Source organism: Pseudomonas sp. Ost2 (genome assembly GCF_018326065.1).
Classification (GTDB): domain Bacteria; phylum Pseudomonadota; class Gammaproteobacteria; order Pseudomonadales; family Pseudomonadaceae; genus Aquipseudomonas; species Aquipseudomonas gingeri.
In genome coordinates this window covers 4,992,903-5,019,525 of record NZ_AP021904.1, presented here as the reverse complement: position 1 = coordinate 5,019,525, position 26,623 = coordinate 4,992,903, and the positions used below count along the sequence as shown (strand labels likewise).

24 protein-coding genes are annotated in these 26,623 nt (G+C 63.7%); 13 read left to right on the top strand and 11 right to left on the bottom strand.

Annotated elements, in window-relative coordinates; all coding sequences use genetic code 11:
• Window positions 1-59: 59 nt before the first annotated feature.
• The 3 genes from KI243_RS21885 to KI243_RS21875 are packed head-to-tail and all read left to right on the top strand — an operon-like array spanning window position 60 to window position 5,688.
• On the top strand, window positions 60-1,325 hold the full coding sequence (locus KI243_RS21885; RefSeq protein ID WP_017129450.1) for a TolC family protein: 1,266 nt from the start codon (window positions 60-62) through the stop codon (window positions 1,323-1,325).
• Window positions 1,322-2,572, top strand: coding sequence for an efflux RND transporter periplasmic adaptor subunit (locus KI243_RS21880; RefSeq protein ID WP_017129449.1), 1,251 nt, complete (start codon window positions 1,322-1,324; stop codon window positions 2,570-2,572). The genes KI243_RS21885 and KI243_RS21880 overlap by 4 nt, the downstream gene beginning before the upstream one ends.
• Window positions 2,569-5,688 (top strand): efflux RND transporter permease subunit, encoded by a 3,120-nt coding sequence (locus tag KI243_RS21875; RefSeq protein WP_212809907.1) that lies wholly within the window; start codon window positions 2,569-2,571, stop codon window positions 5,686-5,688. The genes KI243_RS21880 and KI243_RS21875 overlap by 4 nt, the downstream gene beginning before the upstream one ends.
• A gap of 41 nt (window positions 5,689-5,729) precedes the next feature.
• Here the strand turns inward: KI243_RS21875 and KI243_RS21870 are convergent, their stop codons facing one another.
• The 3 genes from KI243_RS21870 to KI243_RS21860 form a co-directional block, all read right to left on the bottom strand.
• Window positions 5,730-7,184, bottom strand: a complete 1,455-nt coding sequence (locus KI243_RS21870) for a hypothetical protein (RefSeq protein ID WP_212809906.1) — start codon at window positions 7,182-7,184, stop codon at window positions 5,730-5,732.
• The gene (locus KI243_RS21865; RefSeq protein WP_017129446.1) at window positions 7,171-7,542 is read right to left on the bottom strand and encodes a hypothetical protein; all 372 of its coding nucleotides are present in this window, start codon (window positions 7,540-7,542) and stop codon (window positions 7,171-7,173) included. Before KI243_RS21865 ends, KI243_RS21870 begins: the two co-directional genes overlap by 14 nt.
• Before the next feature lie 117 nt (window positions 7,543-7,659).
• Complete coding sequence (locus KI243_RS21860; RefSeq protein ID WP_177106589.1) at window positions 7,660-8,502, bottom strand: type 1 glutamine amidotransferase domain-containing protein; 843 nt, start codon at window positions 8,500-8,502, stop codon at window positions 7,660-7,662.
• A 102-nt stretch (window positions 8,503-8,604) separates the two neighbouring features.
• Between KI243_RS21860 and KI243_RS21855 the strand changes: the two genes are divergently transcribed.
• From KI243_RS21855 to KI243_RS21835, 5 genes are all read left to right on the top strand, one after another.
• Complete coding sequence (locus KI243_RS21855; RefSeq protein ID WP_212809905.1) at window positions 8,605-9,510, top strand: LysR family transcriptional regulator; 906 nt, start codon at window positions 8,605-8,607, stop codon at window positions 9,508-9,510.
• A 105-nt stretch (window positions 9,511-9,615) separates the two neighbouring features.
• Complete coding sequence (hcnA, locus tag KI243_RS21850) at window positions 9,616-9,930, top strand: cyanide-forming glycine dehydrogenase subunit HcnA (protein ID WP_017129443.1); 315 nt, start codon at window positions 9,616-9,618, stop codon at window positions 9,928-9,930.
• Window positions 9,927-11,324, top strand: coding sequence for a cyanide-forming glycine dehydrogenase subunit HcnB (gene hcnB / locus KI243_RS21845; RefSeq protein ID WP_212809904.1), 1,398 nt, complete (start codon window positions 9,927-9,929; stop codon window positions 11,322-11,324). The genes hcnA and hcnB overlap by 4 nt, the downstream gene beginning before the upstream one ends.
• 3 nt (window positions 11,325-11,327) lie before the next feature.
• Window positions 11,328-12,596: a cyanide-forming glycine dehydrogenase subunit HcnC gene (gene hcnC / locus KI243_RS21840; protein WP_177086685.1), complete on the top strand. Its 1,269-nt coding sequence runs from the start codon at window positions 11,328-11,330 to the stop codon at window positions 12,594-12,596.
• A gap of 44 nt (window positions 12,597-12,640) precedes the next feature.
• Window positions 12,641-13,561: a LysR family transcriptional regulator gene (locus KI243_RS21835; RefSeq protein ID WP_177086687.1), complete on the top strand. Its 921-nt coding sequence runs from the start codon at window positions 12,641-12,643 to the stop codon at window positions 13,559-13,561.
• 6 nt (window positions 13,562-13,567) lie between these two features.
• On the opposite strand, the gene KI243_RS21830 is transcribed toward KI243_RS21835, so the two are convergent.
• From KI243_RS21830 to KI243_RS21820, 3 genes are all read right to left on the bottom strand, one after another.
• Window positions 13,568-14,509 (bottom strand): cupin, encoded by a 942-nt coding sequence (locus KI243_RS21830; protein ID WP_177118800.1) that lies wholly within the window; start codon window positions 14,507-14,509, stop codon window positions 13,568-13,570.
• Window positions 14,510-14,657: 148 nt separating this feature from the next.
• Window positions 14,658-14,972 (bottom strand): transcriptional regulator, encoded by a 315-nt coding sequence (locus tag KI243_RS21825; protein ID WP_177118801.1) that lies wholly within the window; start codon window positions 14,970-14,972, stop codon window positions 14,658-14,660.
• A complete protein-coding gene (locus tag KI243_RS21820) occupies window positions 14,962-15,312 on the bottom strand; it encodes a hypothetical protein (RefSeq protein ID WP_042937104.1) in 351 nt (116 codons plus the stop codon). Before KI243_RS21820 ends, KI243_RS21825 begins: the two co-directional genes overlap by 11 nt.
• Before the next feature lie 272 nt (window positions 15,313-15,584).
• On the opposite strand from KI243_RS21820, the gene KI243_RS21815 reads away from it, so the two are divergent.
• The 3 genes from KI243_RS21815 to KI243_RS21805 all read left to right on the top strand — a co-directional run bounded on the left by KI243_RS21815 (window position 15,585) and on the right by KI243_RS21805 (window position 19,540).
• Complete coding sequence (locus KI243_RS21815; protein WP_178990815.1) at window positions 15,585-16,754, top strand: aromatic ring-hydroxylating dioxygenase subunit alpha; 1,170 nt, start codon at window positions 15,585-15,587, stop codon at window positions 16,752-16,754.
• Window positions 16,755-16,816: 62 nt separating this feature from the next.
• Window positions 16,817-18,478: a choline dehydrogenase gene (locus KI243_RS21810; RefSeq protein ID WP_178990817.1), complete on the top strand. Its 1,662-nt coding sequence runs from the start codon at window positions 16,817-16,819 to the stop codon at window positions 18,476-18,478.
• A 30-nt stretch (window positions 18,479-18,508) separates the two neighbouring features.
• A complete protein-coding gene (locus KI243_RS21805) occupies window positions 18,509-19,540 on the top strand; it encodes a GlxA family transcriptional regulator (RefSeq protein WP_017129435.1) in 1,032 nt (343 codons plus the stop codon).
• A gap of 43 nt (window positions 19,541-19,583) precedes the next feature.
• Here KI243_RS21805 and KI243_RS21800 read toward each other — a convergent pair whose 3' ends face one another.
• Complete coding sequence (locus tag KI243_RS21800) at window positions 19,584-20,318, bottom strand: class II aldolase and adducin N-terminal domain-containing protein (protein WP_017129434.1); 735 nt, start codon at window positions 20,316-20,318, stop codon at window positions 19,584-19,586.
• A 393-nt stretch (window positions 20,319-20,711) separates the two neighbouring features.
• Here KI243_RS21800 and KI243_RS33100 point away from each other — a divergent pair, with 393 nt between their 5' ends.
• A complete protein-coding gene (locus KI243_RS33100; protein ID WP_177086699.1) occupies window positions 20,712-21,815 on the top strand; it encodes a methyl-accepting chemotaxis protein in 1,104 nt (367 codons plus the stop codon).
• Window positions 21,816-21,818: 3 nt separating this feature from the next.
• On the opposite strand, the gene KI243_RS21790 is transcribed toward KI243_RS33100, so the two are convergent.
• Window positions 21,819-22,682 carry a LysR family transcriptional regulator gene (locus KI243_RS21790; RefSeq protein ID WP_017129432.1) on the bottom strand — a complete coding sequence of 288 codons (864 nt, stop codon included), beginning with the start codon at window positions 22,680-22,682 and terminating at the stop codon, window positions 21,819-21,821.
• Between the two features lie 99 nt (window positions 22,683-22,781).
• Between KI243_RS21790 and KI243_RS21785 the strand changes: the two genes are divergently transcribed.
• Window positions 22,782-23,177, top strand: coding sequence for a DUF4280 domain-containing protein (locus KI243_RS21785; RefSeq protein WP_017129431.1), 396 nt, complete (start codon window positions 22,782-22,784; stop codon window positions 23,175-23,177).
• A gap of 3 nt (window positions 23,178-23,180) precedes the next feature.
• On the opposite strand, the gene KI243_RS21780 is transcribed toward KI243_RS21785, so the two are convergent.
• From KI243_RS21780 to KI243_RS32955, 3 genes are read right to left on the bottom strand one after another with little or no spacing between them, the layout of a single operon-like run.
• Window positions 23,181-23,726, bottom strand: coding sequence for a toxin-antitoxin system YwqK family antitoxin (locus tag KI243_RS21780; protein WP_017129430.1), 546 nt, complete (start codon window positions 23,724-23,726; stop codon window positions 23,181-23,183).
• Window positions 23,727-23,735: 9 nt separating this feature from the next.
• Entirely contained in the window at window positions 23,736-25,745 is a 2,010-nt protein-coding gene (gene tssI, locus KI243_RS21775; RefSeq protein ID WP_212809903.1) for a type VI secretion system tip protein VgrG, read from the bottom strand.
• Window positions 25,746-25,751: 6 nt separating this feature from the next.
• A complete protein-coding gene (locus tag KI243_RS32955) occupies window positions 25,752-26,543 on the bottom strand; it encodes a hypothetical protein (protein ID WP_244861765.1) in 792 nt (263 codons plus the stop codon).
• Between the last annotated feature and the right edge of the window lie 80 nt (window positions 26,544-26,623).

Sequence of the window (26,623 nt, the reverse complement as noted above, 5' to 3'; positions counted from 1 at the left end):
AGCCTGTGTGTGCGCCTGTGACGGCGGACACCTCGATCATCTGCATTGGAGACGAACGCATGTTCGCTTTCATTCCCTCACACCGCCTGCTGGCCGGTGTGATCGCTGTTGTCCTGGGCGCGAGCCCGTGGCTGGCCGTCCAGGCCGAGCCCCTGAGTTTCGAGCGGGCACAGCAACTCGCCGAACATACCGCGCCGGAGAACCTTGCCCGCATGGCACAGGTGCAGTCGGCGCAATCTTCCGTCGGGCCGGCCGATGCGTTGCCCGATCCCAAGCTGATGCTGGGCATCCAGGATCTGCCGATCCAGGGCTCCGGTCGCTATTCGTTCAACGGTGACTCGATGACCGAACGGCAGATCGGGCTGCGCCAGGAAGTTCCCAACAGCGACAAGCGCCTGGCCCGCAAGAACCTCGCCCTGGCGTCCGTCGGCGTCGCCGAGGCCGAGCAGCGCGCGGCCCTGCTGGAGGTCAAGCGGCAAACCGCACTGGCCTGGCTCGGGGTCTATTACGCCGAGCGCAGCGTGAGCCTGTTCGATCAGTTGGACCATCAGGTCGCCTTGCTGCGCACTACCACCGCCTCGCGCATCGCCGGTGGCGGTGCCCAGTCCGGGGATCTGCTGCAGGCTGACCAGGAAGCGCTGAGCCTGGCGGATCGTCGCGACGAGTTGGTGCAGAACATCGCCGTCGCCCGGGCGAAACTGCGCCGCTGGATCGGTGCCGACGCCGATCAACCGTTGCAGGACGGGCCACCGACCTGGGCGCCAATCCTGCCCCACAGCCAACACACCCTGGGTCGTCATCCGGACCTGCAAGCCGCCACCGCCCGGGTCGGCGAAGCCAATGCCGAACTGGCCGAGGCCATCGCCGAGAAGAAACCCGACTGGGGTGTCGAGCTGGTATACGGCCATCGCGACCGCCAGTTCGGCGGCGATATGGCGTCGTTGCAGTTCACTTTCGACCTGCCACTGTTCGTCGGCTCCCGCCAGGGGCCGCGAATCAATGCCCGGCAACACGCGCTCGAACAGCGTGAAGCCGAGCAGGAAGTGATGTTGCGCGAGCATCGGGCCGAACTGGAAAGTGGTCTGGCCGAGCTCGAGCGCCTGAAAAAAGCCGTCGAACGCTCGCAGCAATCGTCGATTCCCCTGGCCAGCCGGCGCAGCGACCTGGAACTGGCCTCCTACAAGGCCGGGAAAAGTCCATTGAACGCGGTGATCAGCGCGCGCCGCGAACTGATCGAAGCCCACCTGCGCGAGATCAGTCAGCAGGCCCAACTCGGCCAACTGTCCGCCAGCCTCTATTTCGCCTATGTTGAGGGCCTCAAATGAAGACGCTCGCTTATTCCGTACTGACCCTCGCGCTGGCGGGACTGGGTGTTGCCGGTGGCTACTGGCTCGGCCACGGCGGGACCGCGATGTCCGCCACCACCGATGCCGGCAAGAAGGAACGCCCGGCGTTGTACTGGTTCGACCCGATGTACCCGACCCAGCATTTCGATGCCCCGGGCAAATCACCGTTCATGGACATGCAGTTGGTGCCCAAGTATGTCGATGCCGCCGAGGACAGCACGTCCATCAGCGTATCGCCGCAACTGGCGCAGAACCTCGGCATGCGTACCGCCGCGGTGGTTCGCGAATCTCTGCCCGGCGGCCTGGAGGCCGTCGGCGCGCTGGCCTACAACCAGCGCGACGTGGTCAACCTGCAAGCCCGTGCCGCCGGTTTTGTCGAGCGGGTCTACGATCGCGCACCCGGCGATGTCCTGCCGGCCGGCGCACCGCTGGTGGATCTGCTGATCCCGGAATGGTCCGCCGCGCAACTGGAGTTTGTCGCGGTGCTCGCCACCGGTGACAGCCGGCTGGTCCAGGCCACCCGCGAGCGCCTGCGCCTGCTGGGCATGCCCGACGACGTGATCGCCCAGGTGGCGAAGACCCGCAAGGTCCGTCCCGTGCTGACCCTGTCCACGCCGATTGCCGGCGAACTGCAGAGCCTCGAAGTGCGTGCCGGGATGACCGTCTCCGCCGGGATGAGCCTGGCGCGCATCAATGGCCTGTCCAGCGTCTGGCTCGATACTTCAGTGCCGGAGGCCCTGGCTTCTTCGGTGGCGGTGGGCGCGCAGGTCGCAGTGGCGTTGTCGGCTTATCCCGGTCGTGGGGTGCAGGGCAAGGTGCTGGCGATCCTGCCGGGGGTCGATGGGCAGAGCCGTACCCTGACGGTGCGCAGCCAGTTGCCCAATACTGACGGCAGCCTGCGTCCCGGCATGTTTGCCTCGGTGCGCTTCGCTGCGACCGAACCGCGTCCGAGCCTGTTGATCCCCAGTGAAGCGCTGATCCGTACCGGCAAGCGCGACCTGGTGATGCTGGCCGGGGACAAGGGGCGCTACAAACCGGTGCAAGTCCGTACCGGACGTGAGTCGGCAGGGCGCATCGAAGTTCTCGAAGGCCTCACCGAAGGGCAGCAGGTGGTGACTTCCGGCCAGTTCCTGCTGGATTCCGAAGCCAGCCTGCAAGGCCTCGCCGAGCCGCAGGACGCGACGTCCGCCACGCCATCGATGAACGCGATGGAGGGCATGAAATGATCAAGCGCCTGATCCACTGGTCCATCGGCAATCGCTTCCTGGTGCTGCTGGCGACCCTGTTCATCGTGGCGTGGGGTATCTGGTCGGTGCGCAACACCCCGCTGGATGCGCTGCCGGACCTTTCCGATACCCAGGTGATCATCCGCACCAGCTTTCCCGGGCAGGCACCGCAGATCGTCGAGAACCAGGTCACCTACCCGCTGGCCAGTACCATGCTCTCGGTGCCGGGGGCGAAGACCGTGCGTGGTTACTCGTTTTTTGGCGACTCCTTCGTCTATGTGATTTTCGACGACGGCACCGACCTGTACTGGGCCCGCTCGCGGGTGCTGGAGTACCTGAACCAGGCCCAGGGACGCCTGCCCAAGGGGGTGACCAGCGCCCTCGGGCCGGATGCCACCGGGGTCGGCTGGATCTACCAGTACGCCCTCGTGGATCGCAGTGGCCAGCATGACCTGGCGCAGTTGCGCGGGATCCAGGACTGGTTCCTCAAGTACGAACTCAAGACCGTGCCCAACGTGGCGGAAGTCGCCACCATCGGCGGCATGGTCAAGGAATACCAGGTGCTGCTCGACCCGCAGAAGATGGTGGCTTACGGGATCACCCAGCAGCAGGTCGGCGAGGCCCTGGGCAATGCCAACCAGGAAGCCGGTGGTTCGGTGCTGGAACTGGCGGAGCGCGAATACATGGTGCGCGCCACCGGGTACCTGAAGACCCTGGATGACTTTCGCAATATCCCGCTGAAGACCTCGGCCACCGGCGTGCCGACGCTGCTCGGGCAGGTCGCGACGATCCAGCTCGGCCCGGAAATGCGCCGGGGAGTCGCCGAACTCGACGGTGAAGGCGAGGCGGTGGGGGGCGTCATCATCCTGCGTTCGGGCAAGAACGCCCACGAGACCCTCGAAGCGGTCAAGGCCCGTCTCGCCGACCTGCGCTCCAGCCTGCCGGCGGGTGTCGAGCTGGTGACCACCTATGATCGCTCGCAACTGATCGACCGGGCGATCCACAACCTGAGTTTCAAGCTGCTGGAAGAGTTCGGCGTGGTGGCGCTGGTGTGCCTGGTGTTTCTCTGGCACCTGCGTTCCTCGCTGGTGGCGATCATCACCTTGCCGCTGGGGGTGCTCATGGCGTTTATCGTCATGCGCATCGAAGGCGTCAACGCCAATATCATGTCCCTCGGCGGTATTGCGATTGCCATCGGCGCGATGGTCGATGCCGCCGTGGTGATGATCGAGAACGCCCATAAACATATCGAGGCCTGGCAAGTGCGACACCCCAGCCAGAAGCTGCAGGGCGAAACCCATTGGCGGGTGATCGGCGAGGCGGCGGCGGAGGTCGGCCCGGCACTGTTCTTCAGCCTGTTGATCATCACCCTGTCGTTCCTGCCGGTGTTCACCTTGCAGGCCCAGGAAGGGCGGTTGTTCGGTCCGCTGGCGTTTACCAAGTCCTATTCGATGGCGGCGGCGGCGGGCTTGTCGGTGACGCTGGTGCCGGTACTGATGGGCTACTGGATTCGCGGGCACATTCCCACCGAGCAGCAGAACCCGCTCAATCGCTGGTTGATCGCGGCTTATCGGCCCGTGCTGGAAGCGGTACTGAAATGGCCGAAACTGACCCTGGCGCTGGCGACCGTGATCTTCCTGTCCAGCTTCTGGCCGTTGAGCCAGCTGGGAGGCGAGTTCATCCCGGCGCTGGACGAAGGCGACCTGCTCTACATGCCCTCGGCGTTGCCCGGCCTGCCGGTCAGCAAGGCGGCGCAACTGCTGCAGCAGACCAACCGGATGATTCGCAGCGTGCCGGAAGTCGAGCATGTCTTCGGCAAGTCCGGGCGGGCGGAGACCGCCACCGATCCGGCGCCGCTGGAGATGTTCGAGACCACCATCAAGTTCAAGCCCCGTGACCAGTGGCGGCCGGGCATGACCCCGGAAAAACTGATCGAGGCCCTGGATCAGGCGGTCAAGGTGCCGGGGCTGTCGAACCTCTGGGTGCCGCCGATTCGCAACCGTATCGACATGCTCGCCACCGGCATCAAGAGCCCGATCGGGGTCAAGGTGGCCGGTACTTCCCTGGCCGATATCGATGACATCGCCCACCAGATCGAGAGCGTCGCCAAGCAGGTGCCCGGCGTGACCTCGGCCCTGGCCGAACGCCTGACCGGCGGCAGCTATCTCGATATCGGGATCAATCGCCTGGCGGCGGCACGCTACGGCTTGAGCATCGCCGATGTGCAGGCGGTGGTCTCCGGGGCGGTAGGTGGCAGCACGGTCGGCGAGACGGTCGAAGGTGTGGCGCGCTATCCCATCAGCCTGCGTTATCCACGGGAATGGCGCGACAGTCCCCAGGCCCTCAGGCAATTGCCGATACTGACCGCTGGCGGCCAGCAGATCACCCTGGGCGCGGTGGCCGATATCGGCGTGAGCGCCGGGCCGCCGATGCTGCGCAGCGAGAACGGGCGCTTGTCCGGCTGGATCTATGTCGATGTGCGTGGCCGTGACCTGGCGTCCACCGCCCGCGACCTGCAACAGCAAGTGGCGCAGCAGGTACAGCTCAAGCCGGGGATGACCGTGTCCTACTCCGGCCAGTACGAGTTCCTGGAGCGGGCCAATGCGCGGTTGATGTGGGTGGTGCCGGCGACCTTGCTGATCATCTTCGTGCTGCTGTACCTGATCTTCGGGCGCTTCAGCGAAGCGGGGCTGATCATGGTCACGTTGCCGTTCGCCCTGTCGGGCGGGGTGTGGTTGCTCTATCTGCTCGGGTTCAACCAGTCGGTGGCGACCGGCGTGGGGTTTATCGCCCTCGCCGGGGTGTCGGCGGAATTCGGCGTGATCATGCTGCTGTACCTGAAGAACGCCTGGGCCACGCGGTTGGAGGAGGGGCGGGATGACAACGCCGGCCTGCTCGAGTCCATTCGCGAGGGCGCGGTGCTGCGGGTGCGGCCCAAGGTGATGACCGTGGCGGTGATCATCGCCGGCCTGCTGCCGATTCTCTGGGGCAGCGGCACCGGCTCCGAGGTGATGAAGCGGATTGCCGCGCCGATGGTCGGCGGGATGATCACCGCCCCCCTGTTGTCGATGCTCGTGCTGCCGGCGGCGTATTGGCTGATGAAGCGTCGGCGCTAGGCCATGAAAGCGTTCCCACGCTCTGCGTGGGAACGCGTCCGCTAGCGCCAGCTATGGAATATTTCCTTGCAGACCGGGATCATCGGGCTGAGCCTGTCGTCCGGATCCTGTGCTTTCCTGTGAACCCAGATCAGCGAATGGAAGGCTGCCACGACCTTCTCTTTCGTCTTGAATACTCCCGCTCCACCCCCGTAGTATCTGACGATCCCCGCGTGGGTGAATTTCAGGCAGGCTTCGTACAGGTTCAGGCCACTGTCCGTTGCATCCTCCCCGACCGTCGCAGCGCTGGTGGTCAGAAATGCGTTCCAGGTTTGCGGCACCCTGATTTTTTTCTTCCTGATTTTTTTGGTCGGACTGCCGAAGATCGACCCGAACAGTCCGGTGGGTGGAACCTCGTACTCCTCGTCCACTTCCGTTTCGATTTGAACCGTCTTGGTCACGAAGCGCAGGCCGCTTCTCGAGCTGCCGTACTCTGCTTCTTTCACTATCTTGTCCAACGGATCGGCCCACACGACGATAGGTTCGACCGTACCGGGACATCCGATCTGCTCGAGGAGGCCACGCACGAACCGGCAGATGGCCTGGCACTCAGCCGTGTATTTCCGATACTGGCCAAGGGCCCAGGCGCCGATTTCCGGATGTGTGTAATACGGATGACCGAGCTCGTCGGGAACATTCGCGTTCTTTTCAAGCGTATAGGTCGGGAAATAGCCCATCAGTGTCTCGACGATCTTGTGGGGCGCGCTCAGCCCGATCGTCTTGACTGCCGCGATCGAGTGTTTCATGCGGTAGGAGGTAACCCCATCATCCGGCTCGGATGGGCGCAAACGTGGGGTCGAAAAGGTCAGAAAAAGATGATTGCTTGTGGCGCCTATCGACACCTGTGCTCCACGCCTGGTGGTGGCCGTCCAGGCAATCTTGAACACTCCGCTGGCGATGTTCGGCAGTTCTGAGTCCGAGGTCAGATCCAGCGTGTTCCTGCCGATGTTGAAGGTTACGGCGGCGGAGGAAAATCGAACGGGTCCGACAGCCCCTTCGATGCTACCGTCATCCGGCGCTTCTCCCTCGGCCTCGATCACAATCCGGACGCGGAATTTCGTGTTGATGCTGTGGCTGATCATATTGGATTTGCCCGGCGTCCAATCCGGCTTGGTATATAAGGCACCGGTGTTTTTCCAGTCGGTCGTATTGTCCTTGAGCAGCCCATGGTCCGAGAGGAACGTCAGTTCAATGATCTTGAGCGTGAGGGGAGGGATGACCTTGGGCTCTGGTAGTGGCTTGCTGGCCTCGCATGGCACCACCATGGGAGTCAGGGGCTTCTCCTGTTTCTTGACGATGATGACTTTTCCGCCTTCTTCCTCATAGCGGTTGAACCAGAGTTCACGCAGCTCCTCCGTGTCGGGAGTATTCGTTCGTCCGCGAGTCTTGATGAAGACGGCGTGCGATGCCCTGTCGAAGGCAATCTTATTGATATTGTCGGGGTCAACCGAGCGCATTCCGTTTCTCCAGCATGAGGGATAACCGGTGACGCAGCAGCTCGGCGATTTTCTCGTCTTCCGTGAGTTCGCTCCGCGAAAGAATGTCCATTGCCCATGAGGTTTGCGTGGAACTCTGAAAGTTCCAGCCAAAATCGACCATCAGTTCGAGAAGGGCCATGACGAACGCTTCATCCGAAATGCCATGATCCACTGCAACACGGATCCCGTTGTGCACACAGATGCGCAAGGTGTCATCGTCGAGCTCGTGCAGGTGGTGTGCACGGGACGCGCGCAACTGCGCGATTGCGCGCGTCTCGAAGGCGCTATGGAGCGACGATTCGATTGCGCGCCATTGAGCCTCTCTTATCACCAGCATGGCGTGCTCCATCGGTCGGCAGGCGCGAGTGGGTCAGGTGCGCCTGAAGACTAGCTCCAATCCTGTCAAACCGTTAGTCGGTGCCCAGGGGCATGGATTTTCAAGGCTGTGCAGTGATCACTTCAGGCGCTTGAGCAACTCATCGCCCACCGCGGTCGCCGAGCCCGGGTTCTGGCCGGTGATCAGTTCGCGGTCGACCACCACATGGGCGGCCCAGGGTGAGGTGTTGCTGCTGTACAGCCCGCCAGCCTGTTCCAGGGCGGTCTGCGGATAGAACTTCATGCGTCCGCCGGCCAGCAGGCCCTTGGCAAGTTCTTCTTCCTGATTGCTGATCACGGTCATTTTGTAGCCCGCATAGATCCAGTCCGGCTTGCCGGCTGCTTTCCCGCCGTTTTCCATCTGCTGTTTGAAACCGTCGGCGTCGGCCAGGGTCGAGAGCAGGGCAATCGGCCCGTGACAGACCAGTGCCGTGGTCTTGCCGCGGGCATGGAAGTCCGCCAGCAGCTTGCCCAGGCGCGGGCTGGTCAGCAGGTCCTGCATCGGCGCATGGCCGCCGGGGATATAGACCGCATCGAAATGCCGATAGCCGATCTGCTCGACCCGCGACAGGCTGATCACCGGCGATTCCCCGGCCGAGGTCAGCTTGAGCCGTTCCAGCAACGCGGCGTGGGTATTCATTGCCGCCTGGTCGTTATTGAAATACATCGGGTCCAGCGAACTCTTGTCCAGCGTCGGGGCATCGCCATTGGGCGTGGCGAAGGTCACCTGGTGGCCGGCGTCCAGCAGGCGCTTGACCGGTTGCATCAGTTCGTTGAGATAGAAACCGGTGGGGAATACCTTGCCGTCCTGCAGGTCGAGATGGTTGGCATCCGACAGCACCACCAGCACATTGGCGGCCTGGGCGCCAAGGCTGGCGGTGGCGAGGGTGATGGCCATGGCCAGTTTGAGTGTGGGTTTCATGTGAGGCTCCGAAGTGCGAATGAACAGGCTGACGACTTTATTGATGCCTGGATGGGCGATAAAGTAGCCTTGCAGGAATTCATCTGGCCTCTGGAGGCAATAATGGCGCGGCGATTCGATTACCTTGGCGATGTCGAGGCGTTCGTCACGGTGGTCGAGCAGGGCACCGTCAGTGCCGGGGCCGTGGCTCTGGGAACGACGCCCTCGGTGATCAGCCGGGCGATTGCGCGGCTGGAAAGCCGGCTCGGCGTCCAGTTGCTGCGGCGCACTACCCGGCGCCTGAGCCTGACCGAGGCCGGGCGCCTGTATCTGGAGCAGTCGCGCCAGGCCTTCAGCCTGATCGACGACGCCGAGCGCGCCATCCAGGGACAGGATGGCGCGCTGAGCGGGCGCATCCGCCTGAGCGTGCCGACCACCTACGGCCACTATCGTCTGCCACCGTTACTGAAGCGCTTCCACGCGGCGCATCCCGGTGTGCGGATCGAATTGAGCATCACCAACCGCAATGTCGACCTGGTTGCCGAAGGGTATGACCTGGCGATTCGCCTGGGGGCGTTACCCGACAGCGGTCTGATCGGCCGCAAGCTGGAGGATGCGCTGCTCTGTGTGGTGGCCGCGCCGGACTACCTCAAGCGCTGCGGCACGCCGCTGCATCTCGGGGAACTGGCCCGGCACCAGTGCCTGCCCTTTGTCATGCCCAGCAGCGGGCGGGTCGGCCATTGGCTGTTTCGCGACGGTGAGCGGGAGGTCGACTGGGCACCGGCGGCCGGTATCGAGGTGACCGACGATGTGCTGGGCATCGTGTCCCTGGCCGAGCACGGCCTGGGTCTCTGCCAGACCTACGAGTTCATCGTCCGCGAGCGCCTTGCCAATGGCCGCCTGGTCAAGCTGCTGGAGCCCTGGAGCGGACGTACCCGGCCGTTCTCGCTGATCTATCCGCCACACCGGCAACTGTCGGCGGCGTGCCGGGCCTTTATCGATTTCATGAGCACGGCGGTGGCGAGCTGATACACGGTCCTGCTTTTCAAGGCTTTACTGGCCTGGATCAAGGTTTTGCCCGGGCAGACTCCTTATCGTGATGGACGATTATGTCAATCACGGATGATACGGACCATGCACGACCTGGATCGAAAATACGATATCCAGCCCCTTGTCCGGGCGGATATGACCCTCCATCTGAACGGCCAGAGCGTAGTGGCGGCGGCAGGCGAGACAGTGCTCTCGGTACTCCAGTCGGTCGGACTGCGCCAGGTTTCGCGCAACGATCACGGGCAAGTGGCAGGTGCCTTCTGTGGCATGGGGGTGTGCCAGAGCTGTCTGGTATCGATTGACGGCCGGCTCAAGCGCCGGGCCTGCCAGACCCTGGTCCGGCCGGGCATGCGCATCGAGACCGGAGTCAGCCGGTTTGCCGTGCTGGAGGTGCTATGAGCCTGCCTCCAGTGATCGTCGGCGGTGGCCCGGCAGGCATGGCCGCCGCGGTTGAACTGGCCCGCCACGGGGTGTCCAGCGTGCTGTTCGAAGAGGCCTCGCGGCTGGGAGGCGTGGTCTATCGCGGGCCGCTGCGCAGCGGGGTCGACCTTGGTTACCTGGGCGCGCGCTACAGCGCGACCCTGGAGAAACTCCACGGTGAATTCGCCACCTGCGTCGATCGCGTCGAGGTGCGTTGCAACACCCGTATCGTCGGCGGTGAGGGCGCGCGGACGCTGATGGCGCTGGATGCCGACGAGTCCCTGCAACAGATCGAGTACCCGCAGTTGCTGCTGGCGGCCGGCTGCCATGAGCGCAATGTGCCGTTTCCCGGCTGGACCCTGCCCGGGGTGATGCTGCTGGGCGGCCTGCAACTGCAAATCAAGAGCGGCGTGGTCAAGCCGTTGGGGGCCACGGTGATCGCCGGTACCGGGCCGTTGCTGCCGCTGGTGGCCTGCCAGTTGCACGCGGCGGGCGTAGCGATTGCCGGTGTCTACGAGGCCAGTGCCTTCGCTCGGATCGCCCGCGAAAGCCTGGCGCTGTTGCACAAGCCGCAGATGTTCCTCGATGGCCTGAGCATGCTCGCCTACCTGAAATTGCACGGCATCGCCATGCACTATGGCTGGGGTGTGGTCGAGGCACAGGGCCAGGACGAGTTGATGCGCGTGACCCTGGCGCCTTATTCCGCTGACTGGCAAGCGGATCTGCGGCGTGCCCATCAGGTCGAGGCCCAGACCCTGGCCGTCGGCTACGGATTTATCCCGCGCACCCAGCTCAGCCAGCAGATGGGCCTGGGCCATGGCTTCAATGCCGACGGCTACCTGTGTGCCGAGACCAATATCTGGCAGCAGAGCAGCGAGCCGCATATCCACCTGGCCGGGGACATGGGCGGTATTCGTGGTGGCGAGGCGGCGATGCTGGCCGGGCGGATCGCCGCGGTATCGATCCTGATGCAACGCGATGTCCTCGACGCCGAGGCCGCCCTGGCGTTGCGCCAGGTCTATCTCGACAAGCTGGCGGGCATCAGGAAATTCCGCTCGGGGGTCGACCGCTACACCCGGCGCGGTATCCGGCAGATCGACCTGGCGAAGGCCGACACGGTGATCTGCCGTTGCGAACATGCGACCCGGGCCGATATCGACCGGGCGCTGTCCCAGGGTGTCGAGGACATGGCCGGCCTGAAGATGCGCACCCGCGTCAGCATGGGCGATTGCCAGGGGCGGATGTGTGTCGGCTATTGCAGCGACCGTCTGCGCGAGGCCACCGGGCGCGCCGATGTCGGCTGGTTGCGGCCACGTTTTCCCATCGAGCCGATTCCCTTTTCCGCTTTCCAGCACCTGGGCAAGGACGCCTGAACCATGAGCAGAACCTACGATGTCGTGATTGCCGGTGGCGGTGTGATCGGTGCTTCCTGTGCCTATCATCTGTCGCGCCAGAAGAAACTGCGGATTGCCCTGATCGACGCCAAGCGTCCGGGCAACGCGACCCGCGCTTCGGCCGGCGGCCTGTGGGCCATCGGCGAATCGGTGGGGCTGGGCTGCGGGGTGATCTTCTTTCGCATGATGTCCGCCCAACGCCGTCGCGAGGCCCATGGCGCGGCGGTGGCGGTGGACGCCAGCACGCCGCATATCCTGCCACCGGCCTTCTTCGAGTTTGCCTTGCAGTCCAATGCGCTGTACCCGGAACTGCATCGCGAGCTGATCGAGCGCCATGGCATGGATTTCAAGTTCGAACGCACCGGCCTGAAATACGTGATCTACGACGATGAAGATCGTTTGTATGCCGAGCATATCGTTTCGCGCATCCCGCACCTGGCGGACCAGTTGCGCTGGCTGGATCGCGAGTCCCTGCGCGAAGCCGAGCCGGCGGTGAGCCCCGAGGCGCAAGGCGCGCTGGAGTTTCTCTGTGATCACCAGGTCAGTCCCTTCCGCCTGGCCGATGCCTATACCGAGGCGGCGCGGCAGAATGGCGTGGACCTGTACTTCAATACCAACGTCACCGAAGTCCTGCATCAGGGCGAGCGTGTCAGTGGCGTGCGGACCGCGGAGGCGGGCGAGTTCCATTGCGCGACCCTGATCAACGCCGCCGGCGCCTGGGCGGCCGAGCTCAGCCGGCAGGCCACCGGCATCGCGATCCCGGTCAGGCCGGTCAAGGGCCAGATTCTCCTGACCGAGCGCCTGCCCAGCCTGTTGCAGGGCTGCCTGACCACCAGTGACTGCTACATGGCGCAGAAGGACAACGGGGAAATCCTCATTGGCAGCACCACCGAGGACAAGGGCTTCGACGTGAGTACCACCTTCCCCGAGGTAACGGCGCTGGTGCAGGGGGCGATTCGCTGCGTGCCGCAACTCGGGGAGATCAATCTCAAGCGCTGCTGGGCCGGCCTGCGTCCCGGGTCGCCCGACGAGCTGCCGATCCTCGGGCCGATGGCGGGTGTCGACGGCTACCTCAATGCCTGCGGGCATTTCCGCACCGGCATTCTCACGTCGGCGATCACCGGGGTCATGCTCGAACGCCTGCTCCATCAGCAGTCGTTGCCGCTGGACATCACGCCGTTCCTGGCGGATCGCTTCGATTTTGCCGACGGGCTTGCCCAAAGGCGGCAGATAGCGGTATCTACTCGGTAGTTCCCGCGGCTCAAGCGCCGAGCCGCCCCCGAGTGGATACCCGTATGGACTATTTCGCCGCGTTGACGGCCTTTGTCGAAGCCGCCCAGGCCAACAACTTTTCCCGGGCGGCCGAGAAGCTCTCGATCAAGGCCTCGACCGTATCGCGCTACATCAAGGACCTGGAGCAGGACCTGGGGATCGCCCTGTTCAATCGTTCGACCCGTACCCTGCGCCTGACCGAGGGTGGTGAAACCTTCCTGCACCATGCGTTGCGGGTACTGGCCGAACTGGATCAGGCCAGGGCCGCGACCTCGGCGCTGAACCAGCAACCCCGGGGCCTGCTCAAGCTCAACCTGCCGCCGGCCTTCGCCCGCCACCATGTGTTGCCGCTGCTCGGCGACTTTGCCAGACGCTTTCCGGAAATTCGCCTGGAGCTGACCCTGGAAGACAGCCACGTCAACCTGATCAGTGCCGGCGTCGACCTGGCGCTGCGCGTCGGTGTGTTGCCGGACTCTTCGCTCAAGGCCCGCAAGCTGGCGGCCGAACACACGCTGCTGTGCGTCAGCCCTGGATATGCCCGGCAGCATCCGGCACCGGGCTCACCGCAGGAGCTGGCGGAGTGTGGCACGCTGTTGAACGGCAACCTGCCCGACGAAGTGTTTTTTGTGCCGCGGCAGGCGCCAGGGGCCCAGGCCGAGCGTGTCGTGCTCAGGGGGGATCTGCGCATCAACGATCTGGATGCGCAACTGCTGGCGGTGCGCCAGGGCCTGGGCATGGCGTTGTTGCCGGACTGGCTGGTGAATGATTTGCTCAGGCAGGGCGAACTGCTGCACTGGCTGCCCGACTGGCAGGCCCAGGCCACGCAGATCGCCTCGTCGCTGTGGTTCGTCTATCCGCCCAAGCGCACCGTCTCGTCGAAGGTGCGCAGCTTTATCGACTTCATGCTCGAACGTATCGGCACACCGCCTTACTGGCAGCGTTGAGAGCGCTCAGCTGAAGCGGATATCCAGGGCGCGCAGGTAGGTCTGCAGACCGGCATCCTGGATGGGGATCAGGAAGGCTTCGCGGTCCGACTCGTTGTAGTGCGCATGCCAGTAACCCGGCGGGGTGACGAACGCCAGTCCAGGCGCCCAGTCGACCCGGGTCGGGTTGCGGATCTGTCCCTGTTCGTCGACGTCGGTGCCCACCAGGCTGTAGCAACCGGGCGGGCAGTCGATGATGAAATCAAGGGCGATCGACTGATGGCGATGGGGTTTCTGGACCGAGCCCGGTGGCAGGATGCCGTACATCGCCCAGAGCACATGGGTCACGGTGCGGGTCTGGGGGAAATGCCGGTTGCCGAGCAGGATGCTGATGCGGCTGCGGTCCTGGGCGCGCGGGTCGTCGGCGGCTTCGCGCAGCTTGGCATTGGCGATCTGCGCCGGGTACAGGGTGGCGCTGAAGCGATCCTGCTGGCTGCTGACACCGAGGTAACGCAGCAACGGTTCGTCATGCACGTAGTAGAAGCGGCTATCCTCGCTGGCGGTCAGTTCCACCGCCTGGCGGCCGGGCAGGGCGACAAAGCAGCCCTTGTACCAGTCGAACCGGCTCTCGCCCTGGGCCAGGCTGCCATGTCCCGCGATCACATAGAGCACCTGGGAGGTGGCGTTGGGGTGCAGCGTCAGCGTGTCACCGGCGTTGAGCCGGATAAAGTTGGCACACAGCCCGGGGCCGGTAGCCGGGCCTTCGCAACCCAGGGCTTCGCTCAGGTCCAGGGGCACGAGCCGCGACGGCCCGCTGTCGTAGAGCGAGGCGGGGAAGCCCTGGTAGGGGATGCGCGAGATCAATCCGGCGCTGATCGGGTTGGCGGCCTTGCTGTATTCGAAGTATTCGGCGTCCTGCTCGCAGGCGGGCAGTTCGGTGCTGGCGATCATCGGCTGTGGACGGTTCATGCTCGGGCCTCTCGACGTTCTGGTTATGGGGCACTGAGCGCTCACTATACGAAGCCCGCCGACGGGGATTAAGGCCCCGGGGGGAACAGCAGTTATGTGCAAAAGGGCAGTGAGAGCGTGATGCCCGGTTGCAAATCCTCATGTTGCCTCAGCCCAGGGAGGCCAGGTGCCCGACGGTTTCGGGGTACTTCTCCACCAGCCGGATCAGCGTGGTGGCCTGGGCATTGGGCCTGGCGCGGCCCTGCTCCCAGTTCTCCAGGGTCCGGGTGTTGGTGCGCAGGTACAGGGCGAACACCGCCCGAGACAGTTTCAACTGGGTGCGGATCGCCACCAGTTCATCGGCGCTGATCGGTTGCAGCTTGCCCAGTTGGACCTTGTGGGTACGCAGGGTGACTTTCCCCTGGCGCTGGTCGGCCAGTGCATCGAAGCCCTCGACCAGTTCTGCAAAAATGTCACGTTTCATGGTGGTTTCTCGCCTCTATCTCTCTGTTCAGCAGTTGTTTCAGGATGTGCTTCTGCTGTGGACTCAAATCATCCCGTTCGTCCTTGTCGTACAGGGTGAATAGCCAGAACTGGGAGCCTTGCGGCCACCTGTAGTAGATCACCCGGATGCCGCCTCGTTTGCCTTTGTGTCGTTGCAGGTCAACGCAACGGACCTTGCGCAGCCCGCCGGTGCCCTGGATGACCTCGCCTGCTTCTGGGTTGTGCAGCAAGGCGAGCTGGAGACAGCGGAATGCCTCGTCGCCCAGGTAGTCTCTGCGATGGCGTTCGAAGGGCGGCAGTTCGATAAACAAAGCATTCATTATTTGTACGCTACTTACGTATGGATATAAAGGGGAAAAATATGTCTGCTCTTCACCCTAGTTGAGGCCTGACAGCTCATTTGCAGGACTTTTCCTGCAGTTTTGCGGCTTTAGGCGGCGGCACCTGCCAGAGGATGGTGGTCAAGGGCGATTGATGTTTTTCCTGCCCAACGGGTCGTTTTCCATCAATCCCGGCCAGGGATGGCGCTCTAGATTAGGTTCCAACGCCGGCAGCCGAACCGAGCGCTCAACCCTGGTCGAGGAGCACGTCCATGCAACCTATTCATATCCAGAAACAACAATCCCGGGTCGAAGGTTGGGATCAGCAGAATCCCGAGGAGGCCTTCACCCTGCCATCGCGTTATTTCTTCGATGAGGGACTGTTCCAGGCCGAGCGCGACAATATTTTCATGCACGCCTGGCACGTGGCGGGGCACAGGAACGAGTTCGCCCAGCCCGGGCAATACGTGGTCTGCGACCTGTTCGACCAGAGCATCGTGGTCGCCTGTAACCGTGAAGGGCAGATCCATGCCTTCCATAACGTCTGCCAGCATCGCGGCAACCGCCTGCTGGAAGAGCGGCGCGGTACCACTGGCGGAGTGGTGCGCTGTGCCTATCACTCATGGTGCTATGAAATGGATGGCAGCCTGCGCGGCGCGCCCCGTTGCGAACGGATGAAGAACTTCGAATTGCAGCAGTTCAATATTCCCAAGGTACGGATCGAGGAAATGGGCGGTTTCGTCTACTTCAACCTCGATCCCCAGGCGCCGTCCCTGCGCGAACTGTTCCCCGGCGCCGACGAGGAAATGCGCCGGGTCTTCCCGGACCTGGAACAGATGCAACTGATCGACGAGCAGGACGTGATCGTGCCGGCCAACTGGAAAGTGATCATGGACAACTCCATCGAGGGCTATCACTTCAAGCTCTCCGGCCCGTGCCACATCGACCTGGCCAGACTGATCGACTTCAAGGGCTACGAGCTGATCAAGCGGGACAACTGGTGGACCTATGCGGCCCCGGCCAATCTGTCGGCGACCGAAGCCTATGGGGTGAAGCTGCGCGGCGACCTGAACCCCGATGAGTGCTTCTTCAATATCGGCATGTGGCCGAACAACACCTTCTATACCTTTCCGTTTTCCGAGTTCCTCGGCTCGTTCATGATGATTCCACTGGATGCCGAGCGCTCGCTGCTGCGCTTCGGCTACTACTCCTCCAACGCCCGCACGGCCGAGGTCAGCACCGCCTGCATGAAGTGGATGAACGAGGACCTGGGACCGGAAGATATCGCGCTGAATATCTCGGTGCAGAAGGGCCTGCGCTCGCTGGGCTACGACCAGGGTCGCTACATGATCGACGCGCAGCGCAGCAATGAAAGCGAGCATCTGGTGCATCACTTTCACCGCCTGGTGTTCCAGGGTATCCACGGTACTGCCGACCGCTGAGTCCGCTTGTCGCGATCGGCGTCGCCGATCGCCCCAGACCTTCTGATGGAGCACGCCCGGTCATGTCCGAGCACGAATTCGATTACCTGATTGTCGGCGCCGGGTCCGCCGGCTGTGTCCTGGCCAACCGCCTGGGGGAAGACCCTGCGCTCAGGATCCTGTTGCTGGAGGCGGGACCGGCCGACAACAGCTGGACCATCGACATGCCCTCCGCTGTGGGCGTGGTCGTCGGCGGCACGCGCTACAACTGGGGTTTCAGCTCGGAACCCGAGCCGTGGCTCGACGGCCGCCGGATCGGCACGCCCCGTGGGCGTACCCTCGGCGGTTCCTCGTCGATCAATGGCATGGTGTATATCCGCGGGCATGCCCGGGATTACGACAACTGGGCGGAGCAGGGCTGCGTCGGCTGGAGCTACCAGGAAGTGCTGCCGTATTTCATCCGCGCGCAGAACCATGCCGATGGACCTGACAGTTATCGCGGTGCGCAGGGGCATCTGCATGTCACGCCGGGGGATATCAGCACGCCGTTGTGTGCCGCCTTCGTCGCGGCCGGGGAGCAGGCCGGCTATGCGCCGAGCAACGACCTGAACGGCTATCGCCAGGAAGGTTTCGGCCCGGTGGACCGCACGACTCGCCACGGCAGGCGCTGGAGCACCGCCCGCGGTTATCTGCGCGAAGCCTTGCAGCGCGGCAATTTGCAGGTGGCGACCGGTGCCCTGGCGTTGCGCATCCTGTTCAAGGACAAGCGGGCCTGTGGTATCGAGTACGAGCAGAACGGTCACGTCTGGCAGGCCCGGGCCCGGCGCGAAGTGCTCTTGACCGCCGGGGCGATCAGTTCGCCGCAGTTGCTGTTGTTGTCCGGCATCGGCCCGGCCGCGGAGCTGCGTGACCTGGGGCTGACGGTCCTGCACGACCTGCCCGGCGTCGGCAAACGTCTCAACGACCATCCGGATACGGTGGTGCAGTACCTGTGCAAGAAGCCTGTGTCGCTGTACCCGTGGACCAGCGCACCGGGCAAGTGGTGGATCGGCGCGCGCTGGTTCATCCGCCATGACGGCCTGGCGGCCAGTAACCATTTCGAGGCCGGGGCCTTTATCCGTTCGCGGGCCGGGGTCGAGCACCCGGACCTGCAACTGACCTTCATGCCCCTGGCGGTGCAACCGGGCACGGTGGACCTGGTGCCTGCCCATGCGTTCCAGGTGCATATCGACCTGATGCGGCCCACCAGCCTGGGCAGTGTCACCCTCAAGAGCCGCGATCCGCGCCAGCCGCCGAAGATCCTCTTCAACTACCTGAGCACCGAGCAGGACCGTGCCGACATGCGTGCCGGTGCGCGACTGGTGCGCGAAATCCTCGGGCAACTGGCCATGGCGGCCTTTGCCGGCGAGGAGCTGGTGCCCGGTCCGGATGTGCAGAGCGATGAGGCACTCGATGCCTGGGCCCGGCGGGTCACGGAAACCGGTTACCATGCCAGCGGCACCTGCAAGATGGGACCCGCCGCCGATGCCGCGGCGGTGGTCGATCCGCAGTTGCGGGTCCATGGCGTGGAAGGGCTGCGGGTGGTGGATGCCTCGATCATGCCGATGATCGTCAGCGGCAATACCAATGCGCCGACGGTGATGATTGCCGAGAAGGCCAGCGATATGATCCGCGGGCAACCGCCGTTGCCGGCGCTCTCGGTGCCGGTGTGGGTGCATCCGCACTGGCAGAGCCAGCAACGCTGAGCCTGCGGGTTGGGTGGAGGGAGTTCACTGATGAGCCACGAGTCACGCGATACACCGCCGCTGCATATCGCCGTGCTGCTGCTGCCGGCCTTTTCCCAGTTGGGGCTGGCGGCGGTTATCGAGCCTTTGGCGATTGCCAACTGGTTGAGCCAGCGCACGCTGTTCCGATGGACGCTGCTGTCCCTCGATGGTCAGCCCGTTCCAGCCAGTAACGGCCTGAGCACGGCGGTCAGTGGTTGTCCCGAGGCCGGGCAGGGCTTCGATGCCTGCCTGGTGATCGCCAGTTTCGATGTGCACAAGCACAGCCGCAACCAGTCGCTGAAAAGCTGGCTGCGCAAGCAGGCACTGTTCGGCGCGGTGCTGATGGGCGTGGAAACCGGAACCGAGCTGCTGGCCGCGGCCGGGGTGCTCGACGGCCACGAAGCGGCGGTGCACTGGGACAACCTGCAGGGCTTCCAGGAAAGCTATCCCCGGGTCAAGGCCCGGCCCCAGCTCTACACCCTGGAACGCCAGCGTCTGACCTGTGCCGGTGCCACCTCGACCCTGGACATGATGATCGCCTGGCTGGGGCAGAGCGTCGACAGCGACCTGGCGCGGGAGATCGCCATGCACCTGCTGATGGGGCGGGTACGCCAGCCCATGGACAACCAGCTCGACGATGGTCCGGCCAGCCCGCGGCTGCAGGGGGCGAAGATGCGGCGGGCGGTGATGCTGATGGAGCAGGCCCTGGAAGAACCGCTGGATTGCGAAGCCATCGCTCGCCAGGTGGGGTTGTCACAGCGCCAGCTGGAACGTCAGTTCAAGCAGCACACCGGCCTGTCGCCGCTCAAGTACTACATGACCCTGCGCCTGGCGCGGGCCCACAGCCTGTTGCAGCAGACACAGATGAGCGTGGCCCAGGTCGCGGCCTGTTCCGGGTTCGGTTCGCTGGAGCATTTTTCCCGCACTTACCGGGCACGTTTCGGTTGCCCGCCCAGCGAGGATCGCAGCCAGGTGTTCAGTGCCCCCGTGATGCGCCAGCCGCTGAGCCGTGAACTGCGTTCTTCGCTGATCGAAGAATGACAGGTTGCCGGTAATACCTGTGTGGGAGCCGGCAAGCCGGTTCCTACCGTGCAAACTCCGGTTCCTCCTCCTCCAGGATCCCCCGCAGGGCCGCGAAATGCTTCTCGGCAAATCCCGGGTAGTCGAGCCATTGTCGTGCCGTCTTGCGTGCCACCTCATCGCTGGCGATACGCAGCGGGCGTCCTGTCGACAGCGCCGTGACATACACCTCGCAGGCCCGCTCGAAGTAGTACAGGTCGTCGAACGCCTGGGCCACGCTGGGCGCGGCGACCAGCAAGCCATGATTGCCCATCAGCAGGATCGGCTTGTCCCCCAGCAGGCGGCTGACCCGTTCGGCCTCGTCGCCCAACCCCATGCCATCGAAACCTTCATCGATGACCACCCGCTCGAAAAAACGCATGGAATTCTGCTCGATGGGCGGCAGGCGCGAGTCCGCCAGGCAGGCCAGGGTCGTTGCGTATTTCGAGTGGACATGCAGGATGCAGCGGGCCTGGGGCTGGTTGCGATGCAGCGCGCCGTGCAGGGCCGAAGCGGTGATATCCGGGGCATCCGGGCGGTCGAGGGTGCTGGGGTCATCGGCCTTGACCAGCAGCAGGTCACTGGCACGGATTCGTGAAAAATGCCGGCCATAGGGATTGATCAGGAAGTCCCGGCCATCGTCGGAGACGGCCACGCTGAAGTGATTGGCGATGGATTCGTGCAGGCCCAGGCGTGCGGCCCAGCGAAAGGCGCAGGCCAGTTGGCTGCGCAGCGACGGGTGATCGAGGGGCGAAGGCATGGCGGGCTCCTGGGCAATCGGCGGATGCTGCAGAGTCTAGGGCGGCTGGGGATCAAGGCTTGATGGGAAGCGACTTTTGTTGACGTGATTGTTTCCGATGGGGGGTAAAGGCTGCCGGCCCCTTCGCGGGCAAGCCCGCTCCCACAAGTTTCGGGTCGTGCACAAACCCTCGCCTCGACTCGAACACTGTGGGAGCGGGCTCGCCCGCGAAGAGGACCTCCAGAACGCCACAAGCCCATGGTAGTCATACTGACTCCCATGGTCGATATGACCGCATTTTTCATCGAGTCATAACGACTCCAGGCCTCTCACAGGCCTTGATTTTAAAGGCCCCGGCAACTGGCACGGATCATGAGTGGCAAGATGGCATCAGCCTCAGCTACGGACCTCCCCATGATATTTGTACGTGCCAGCCACCATCGCGCCCTGCTGCAGGACAATGCCCGCCTCAATGGCGAACTGGACCAGGCCCGGCAACGCATCGCCGAACTGGAGTCCGGTCGCGATTGTCGGGAACAGCAGGCCGCGCCGACGGCCGAACTGGCGTTCTACCAGGGACTGGCGGGTAACCTGCTGCAATTCGGCCGCTCCATTTCCCATGTCGGCGAGTCCTTCGATTACCTCAACCTGCGCCTGGTGGATAACAACCACAGGGCCAAGAGCGTGGCCGTGGCGGCGATCCAGAACAAGCAGAAGTTCGGTGTCCTGCAAGAGCAGACCCATGTCATGCAGGACGGGCTGGCGGACCTCGACGAGCAGATCTCGCGACTGGTGATCCGCGCCAGCGAGATCGACCGGATCGTCGGTCTGATCAGCGCCATTGCCAACATGACCAACCTGCTGGCGCTCAATGCGGCTATCGAGGCGGCCCGGGCCGGTGAGTCGGGTCGCGGTTTCGCGGTGGTCGCCAGCGAGATCCGCGACCTGGCGGAAAAGACCGCCAGCGCCACCCAGGACATCATTCGCGAAACCGCCGATATCAAGGCGATGATCGGTGTCGCCCAGAGCAGCATCCAGCAACAGGCCAGCACCGCCAGCGTGTTTCATGGCCTGACCAACGAAGCCGGTGGGGCAATGTTCGAGGTCTATACCCTGGCCCAGCGCATGCAGCAGGAGATGAGCCAGTCATGCTTCCGGGCGGGTATCGAACAGGCCAACCTGGCCGAGCTGTCGCTGAAGGTCTCGGTCTATGAAGGCATACTCGGGGAGGCTGTGGAGGCGCCGTTGATCAGCGATCATGACTGCCCGTTCGGTCGCTGGTACTACGGCGAAGGCAATCAGCAGCTGAAAAGCTACAAGGCCTTCAACCGCATCGAACGTCCCCATGGTCTGGTGCATTCGGCCGGTGCCGAGGCCCTGGCCGCCCACCGCCAGGGCCGGCTCGACGAGACCCTGGTGCAACTGGCGGTGATGGAGCGCTCGAACGTGGAAGTGATGGACATCATCCAGAGTGTGCTCGCCGAGCATGAACGGCGGGCGCAAACCAGCCCGGTCTGAGACTCAGATCATCGGGTCCCAGCGCTGGGACCAGTCGCTGTCGGCCTTGACGATCTCGCGCAGCAGCTCGAAGGCCCTCTGCAGGGTGGCCGAGTCCCGCTCGCGGGCGTACACCAGATAGGTCGGGTAACTGAACTCCGGCGCCTTGGGCACCCGCTCCAGGACGCCGCTGTCCAGATAGCTCTGCACCACCCGGGTACGGAAATACCCGGCGCCGCCGTTGCCGAGGATGAACTGCAGGGCCACCGGCCCCAGGTTGAAGCTGGCGGCGGCCCGCGCCTTGTCCGGCAGGGCGGCGTCGTGCTGGCGGCGGAAGTCTTCGCCCCAGTCGATGTACACATAGGGCTCGGGCTTTTCCGCCAGGCGCACCAGGATCAGCTTTTCCTCCAGCAACTGCTCCACCTGCAACCCCGGCCAGTACGCCGGCTGATAGACCAGGGCGGCATCCAGCACACCCAGTTCGAGCTGGCGCAGCAACTGCTCGCCGTCGCGGATTTCGGTGCGCAGGGCATGGGTCGGGATCTGCTCGCGCAAGGCCTTGGCCCAGCTGAGGATCAACGGATTGCACAGGCTGACCTCGCCGCCGATATGCAGCACGTTGTTGAACCCGTCCGGCAGCGGCAGGTCGCGGCGGGCGGCTTCCCAGGTCTGCACCAGCTGGTTGGCATAGACCACGAAGGCCTCGCCATCCGCCGTCAGCCTGGCGCCGGCACGGTTGCGCACGAAGAGCGTGGCATCGAGCTGGCTTTCGAGTTTCTGCACCCGGGCGGTGATCGCGGTCTGGGTCACATGCAGTTTCTCGGCGGCGGCCACCAGGCTGCCGTAGCGGGCGATTTCGAGAAAGGTGCGGGCGAGGTCGATATCCATGGGGCGTCCGGGGCGCGAGGGAAAGACAGTGTAATCGCTAACGAGCCGATCTGGTCTACGCTGCCAGTGTCCCGCAGCCAACAGGAAAAGGAGAGCGCCATGGGCAGTCCCCAGGTGTGCAGCGGCGCCACCCTGCAATGCAGCTTCGGCGCCGCGCCGGGCATGCTCAATGTCTTGCCGATCAACCGGGCCCTGACCAGCAGCATGCCCGCCGCGAATATCATGGACTACATTCCGCTGGTGAACATCGGCACCTTCGCCATGTGCCAGAGCATCGCCAATCCGATGGTGGCCGCCGCGACCGCCGCCGCCCTCGGCGTGCTGACCCCCATGCCGTGCATCCCGGCCACTGCCGCGCCCTGGATTCCCGGTGGCCCGCCGACCCTGCTGCTGGGCAGCATGCCGGCGCTGGATGCCAACAGTTGCGTGATGTGCACATGGGGCGGGGTGATCAAGATCGTCGTGCCGGGGCAGGTGCAGATGCTGATTCCCTGAAACTCAGGCTTCTTCCGGACCTTCACGGCGCAACCACCACCAGCGCCAGCGCGAGATCGGCTTGCCCTCGGCGTCCAGCGGACGACCGTCCTCGGCATAGGGCTGTCCGGCATCGAGCAACTGGCCGTTGCGATAACGGCTGCTCAGGGCGAGCTGGCCGTTCTGATGGAAGCGCTGGTACAGGCCGTCGCGCACGCCATCGCGATTGTGCTCGACTTCCGCGACGCTGCCATCGGCGAAGTAATTGGTCGCCTCGCCATGCAGCAGGCCGTGACGATAACCGGCCTTGCGCTGCAGGGCGCCTTCCGGGCTGAAGAAACTGGCGATGCCGTGGGTTTTCCCGGCCTGGTAGGGCACCTGGGCCGAGACCTTGCCGTTGGGGTGATAGAGCGTCGATAGCCCCTGCAACTCGCCCTGGCTGTAACTCAGGCTGGCCTGGGGACGCCCGGCTTCCTCGATCTTCAGCGGTCCTTCCAGCTGGTCGTCCAGCAGGCGGCCGGTGAGATGGCTGTCGCCGCGTATCAGGTCGAGCTTCGTCGACTCACTCATGTGCGTTCCTCAATTGACCTTCACCAGGCCACCCTTGATGGTCAGCATGCCGCCGCCGTCGACGGTCTGCTCGGCACCGCCCTTGTTCATCAGGCTGACGCCCGCATCGTTGGTCATGGTGGTGCCGGCCTTGTTCTCCAGCGAGGTGCCGGCCTGGTTGCTCAGCGAGGTTCCGGCCTTCTGGCTGATGGAAGTCGCGGCCTGGGCCGCCAGGTCGGCATCGCTCTTGATGGCGAAACTGCCGCCGCTTTGCAGGGTCAGGGTGCCGGTCACCTTGATCGTCAGGTTGCCGTCGACCGTGAGGTTGTAGTTGCCGGTGACCTTGTGCTCGTAATTGCCGCCGGTGCTGTGGGTCTGGTCGGCACCGACCTTCACCGTACGGCTGTCCTTCACATCGAGGGTATCGCTGCCGGTCTGGATGGTGACGCTGCGCTTGCCCTTTTCCAGGGTCACGGTTTCGTCGCCTTCTTTCACCGTGCGGGTGCGGGCGTTCTGCACCGTGAGGGTTTCATCGTGGCCGACGGTGGCGGTGGTGTCGTTGAGCACATTGATCTTGAAGTCCTTCTGGGCCTGGAGAAACACTTCCTCGGCATCCTTCTTGTCCTCGAAGCGCAGCTCGTTGAACCCGCCGCCACCCTTGGACGAGTTGGTCTTGATCCCGGACTGGGTCTGGTTCGCCGGCAGGGCATAGGGCAGGGCGTTGTCGCCGTTGTAGACGCAGCCGGTGACCAGCGGCCGGTCCGGGTCGCCGTCGATGAAGGTGACAATCACCTCCTGGCCGATCCGCGGCACGAACTGCATGCCGAAGCCCTTGCCGCTCCAGGGCAGGACCACGCGGACCCAGCAGGAGCTGGTTTCATCGTTCTTGCCATCGCGGTCCCAGGGAAACTGCAGCTTGATCCGGCCATATTCATCGGTCCAGATTTCCTCGCCGGACTTGCCCACCACCAGGGCGGTCTGCGTGTGCATGCGCGGTTTTGGCGTGCTGCGTGTCGGGCGAAAGGCGGTCGCCTTGGGAATCGCCTCGAAGCGATTGCGGTAGTTTTCGTGATCGACTTCGTGGGTCACCGACGTCACCACCCAGTCGATATTCAGGCTGGCGTCATCATGACCGGTGAGGGTGAACCAGTGCCCCGGCACCAGCCAGCGGCAATCGCTTTCGCCGACAAAGCGTTTTTCCTGGCTGCGCAGGGCATCCACCCGCTGTTTGGTCAATGTATCGCCGCGGGCCTTGGCGGTGTAGCCGCCGGGATGCTCGTAGATCGAGCGCGGTCCGGCAACTGCTTCGGCCTGGCCGTAGAGCGAAGTGGTGGGGGTGGTGAATTCGTAGTCGGTGGTCTTGTAGGTCCCGGCGACGGCCTGCAGGCACTGTTGGCCCGAGCGGATGCCATGCAGTTCGCGCACGCCGATTTCCTGGCCCAGGTACGGTACTTTCGGCCCGTTGGGGATCGGCGGGAACGCGTCGTTGCTGTCCGCCAGCACCAGGGTGTGCTTGCCGTCCTCATGGGTGAAGAACCAGAAGATGCCTTCTTCCTCCAGCAGCCGCGAGACAAAGGCGAAATCCGTCTCGCCGTACTGGATGCAGTATTCGCGCGGGGTGTAGCTGCCGGTGAGCGAGAGTTTGAAATCGGTGAAGGCATGGGCCTTGAAGATCGTGGTGACGATATCCGAGGTACTGAGGTTCTGGAACACGCGGTTGTTGCTGGCCAGGGTCAGCCACCAGAGCCATGGCCTCAGCACCAGCTGATAGCGCTCGGCCGTGGCATCGGCGGGTAACTGGCGGATTTCGGCGACCAGGGCGTCCAGCGGACGAAGCAGGGCGTCGTTGTGCAAGGTGGCGGTGACATGGGTGGCGATGGCGGTGGACAGGGTGAGGGTGGTGCCATCGTTGAGGCCGTTGAGAATGTACTGGCCAAGGTGGTTCAAGGACTCGTCACCGGAGACGGATTCCGGATACAGCGCCGCGAGCGATGAGGCGGTCAGGGACAGACTGGTGTTGGTATCGACCGAGCGTGGCATCAGTTATCACCAATGCATGCGAGCGCAAAAAATGTCATGAACACTCGTCGTTCCATAGCTGTAGTCTTCTGAAAAATTAAAAGCAGTATGCGCCGGAGAGGTTGCCATGATGTGGTCGAGGTTATTCGAAACCCCATTGAAATCGTCCAGCGGTATATAGCCAAAATAATTTTTGCTCAATGCTGCCGGTTTTGCGTTGAGATCACCTGCAATCACGATGAAATCGGGAATAACCCCTACCGCGACCATCGGATTGCTGAGTAGCTGGCTTTGATCGAACGCCAGGTAAGCATCGATCAAGGCGCCGCCGCTCATCGGGCCAACGATGATAGGCAAGGTGGATACACCCAACGGGGCATGCCAGGTAATCAGTAGAATGTTTGTCGCGCCGACGGTCAGCAATGTGTAGGCCGGAGTTCTGGCGGGAGGGGCCCAACTGGATGCTTGCAGGGAGGTGTGACCGGCCCATCCCATGAAGAGAGGATCGGCCGCGTAGTTCCACAACGCCAATGGCGTCACCACGACAACGCTCGCGTCGCGCGTAGCGCATATATAGCCTTTCCCACCGCCGCCAAGGTTTTCCTGGATGTGATGGACGGTATAGCCTCCCCCGGCTAGCCCGACAAGGTGATTACTGATCGCTCCACCGGGGGCCTGTTGTGCCTCTTGGATCAGATAGATATCAATATATGGATGACCCACGTAGCCCCCTGGATTCACCGCCTGGATACCCAGGCTGATGGCTTTGGCCGGATTTTCCCCTGTACTGTTCCACGTAAGAATCCTGATGGAGGGCATTTCTTTCCTCTCTATGCGCTACAAACACGGCGTGTTACTGCATGCCTTAACAAAGAAGCAAGGCGCGATAAGGTTTGCTT

Excerpts from the sequence above, each read along its gene's own strand:
- KI243_RS21780 (WP_017129430.1), bottom strand. The coding sequence starts at position 23,726 with ATGAGTGAGTCGACGAAGCTCGACCTGATACGCGGCGACAGCCATCTC.
- KI243_RS21800 (WP_017129434.1), bottom strand. The coding sequence starts at position 20,318 with ATGCCTTCGCCCCTCGATCACCCGTCGCTGCGCAGCCAACTGGCCTGC.
- KI243_RS21830 (WP_177118800.1), bottom strand. The coding sequence starts at position 14,509 with ATGAACCGTCCACAGCCGATGATCGCCAGCACCGAACTGCCCGCCTGC.
- KI243_RS21865 (WP_017129446.1), bottom strand. The coding sequence starts at position 7,542 with ATGCTGGTGATAAGAGAGGCTCAATGGCGCGCAATCGAATCGTCGCTC.
- KI243_RS21875 (WP_212809907.1), top strand. The coding sequence starts at position 2,569 with ATGATCAAGCGCCTGATCCACTGGTCCATCGGCAATCGCTTCCTGGTG.
- KI243_RS21870 (WP_212809906.1), bottom strand. The coding sequence starts at position 7,184 with ATGCGCTCGGTTGACCCCGACAATATCAATAAGATTGCCTTCGACAGG.
- KI243_RS21815 (WP_178990815.1), top strand. The coding sequence starts at position 15,585 with ATGCAACCTATTCATATCCAGAAACAACAATCCCGGGTCGAAGGTTGG.
- KI243_RS21855 (WP_212809905.1), top strand. The coding sequence starts at position 8,605 with ATGGCGCGGCGATTCGATTACCTTGGCGATGTCGAGGCGTTCGTCACG.
- tssI (WP_212809903.1), bottom strand. The coding sequence starts at position 25,745 with ATGCCACGCTCGGTCGATACCAACACCAGTCTGTCCCTGACCGCCTCA.
- KI243_RS21880 (WP_017129449.1), top strand. The coding sequence starts at position 1,322 with ATGAAGACGCTCGCTTATTCCGTACTGACCCTCGCGCTGGCGGGACTG.
- hcnA (WP_017129443.1), top strand. The coding sequence starts at position 9,616 with ATGCACGACCTGGATCGAAAATACGATATCCAGCCCCTTGTCCGGGCG.
- KI243_RS32955 (WP_244861765.1), bottom strand. The coding sequence starts at position 26,543 with ATGCCCTCCATCAGGATTCTTACGTGGAACAGTACAGGGGAAAATCCG.
- KI243_RS33100 (WP_177086699.1), top strand. The coding sequence starts at position 20,712 with ATGATATTTGTACGTGCCAGCCACCATCGCGCCCTGCTGCAGGACAAT.
- KI243_RS21860 (WP_177106589.1), bottom strand. The coding sequence starts at position 8,502 with ATGAAACCCACACTCAAACTGGCCATGGCCATCACCCTCGCCACCGCC.
- KI243_RS21835 (WP_177086687.1), top strand. The coding sequence starts at position 12,641 with ATGGACTATTTCGCCGCGTTGACGGCCTTTGTCGAAGCCGCCCAGGCC.
- KI243_RS21825 (WP_177118801.1), bottom strand. The coding sequence starts at position 14,972 with ATGAAACGTGACATTTTTGCAGAACTGGTCGAGGGCTTCGATGCACTG.
- KI243_RS21790 (WP_017129432.1), bottom strand. The coding sequence starts at position 22,682 with ATGGATATCGACCTCGCCCGCACCTTTCTCGAAATCGCCCGCTACGGC.
- hcnC (WP_177086685.1), top strand. The coding sequence starts at position 11,328 with ATGAGCAGAACCTACGATGTCGTGATTGCCGGTGGCGGTGTGATCGGT.
- KI243_RS21785 (WP_017129431.1), top strand. The coding sequence starts at position 22,782 with ATGGGCAGTCCCCAGGTGTGCAGCGGCGCCACCCTGCAATGCAGCTTC.
- KI243_RS21885 (WP_017129450.1), top strand. The coding sequence starts at position 60 with ATGTTCGCTTTCATTCCCTCACACCGCCTGCTGGCCGGTGTGATCGCT.
- KI243_RS21820 (WP_042937104.1), bottom strand. The coding sequence starts at position 15,312 with ATGAATGCTTTGTTTATCGAACTGCCGCCCTTCGAACGCCATCGCAGA.
- KI243_RS21805 (WP_017129435.1), top strand. The coding sequence starts at position 18,509 with ATGAGCCACGAGTCACGCGATACACCGCCGCTGCATATCGCCGTGCTG.
- hcnB (WP_212809904.1), top strand. The coding sequence starts at position 9,927 with ATGAGCCTGCCTCCAGTGATCGTCGGCGGTGGCCCGGCAGGCATGGCC.
- KI243_RS21810 (WP_178990817.1), top strand. The coding sequence starts at position 16,817 with ATGTCCGAGCACGAATTCGATTACCTGATTGTCGGCGCCGGGTCCGCC.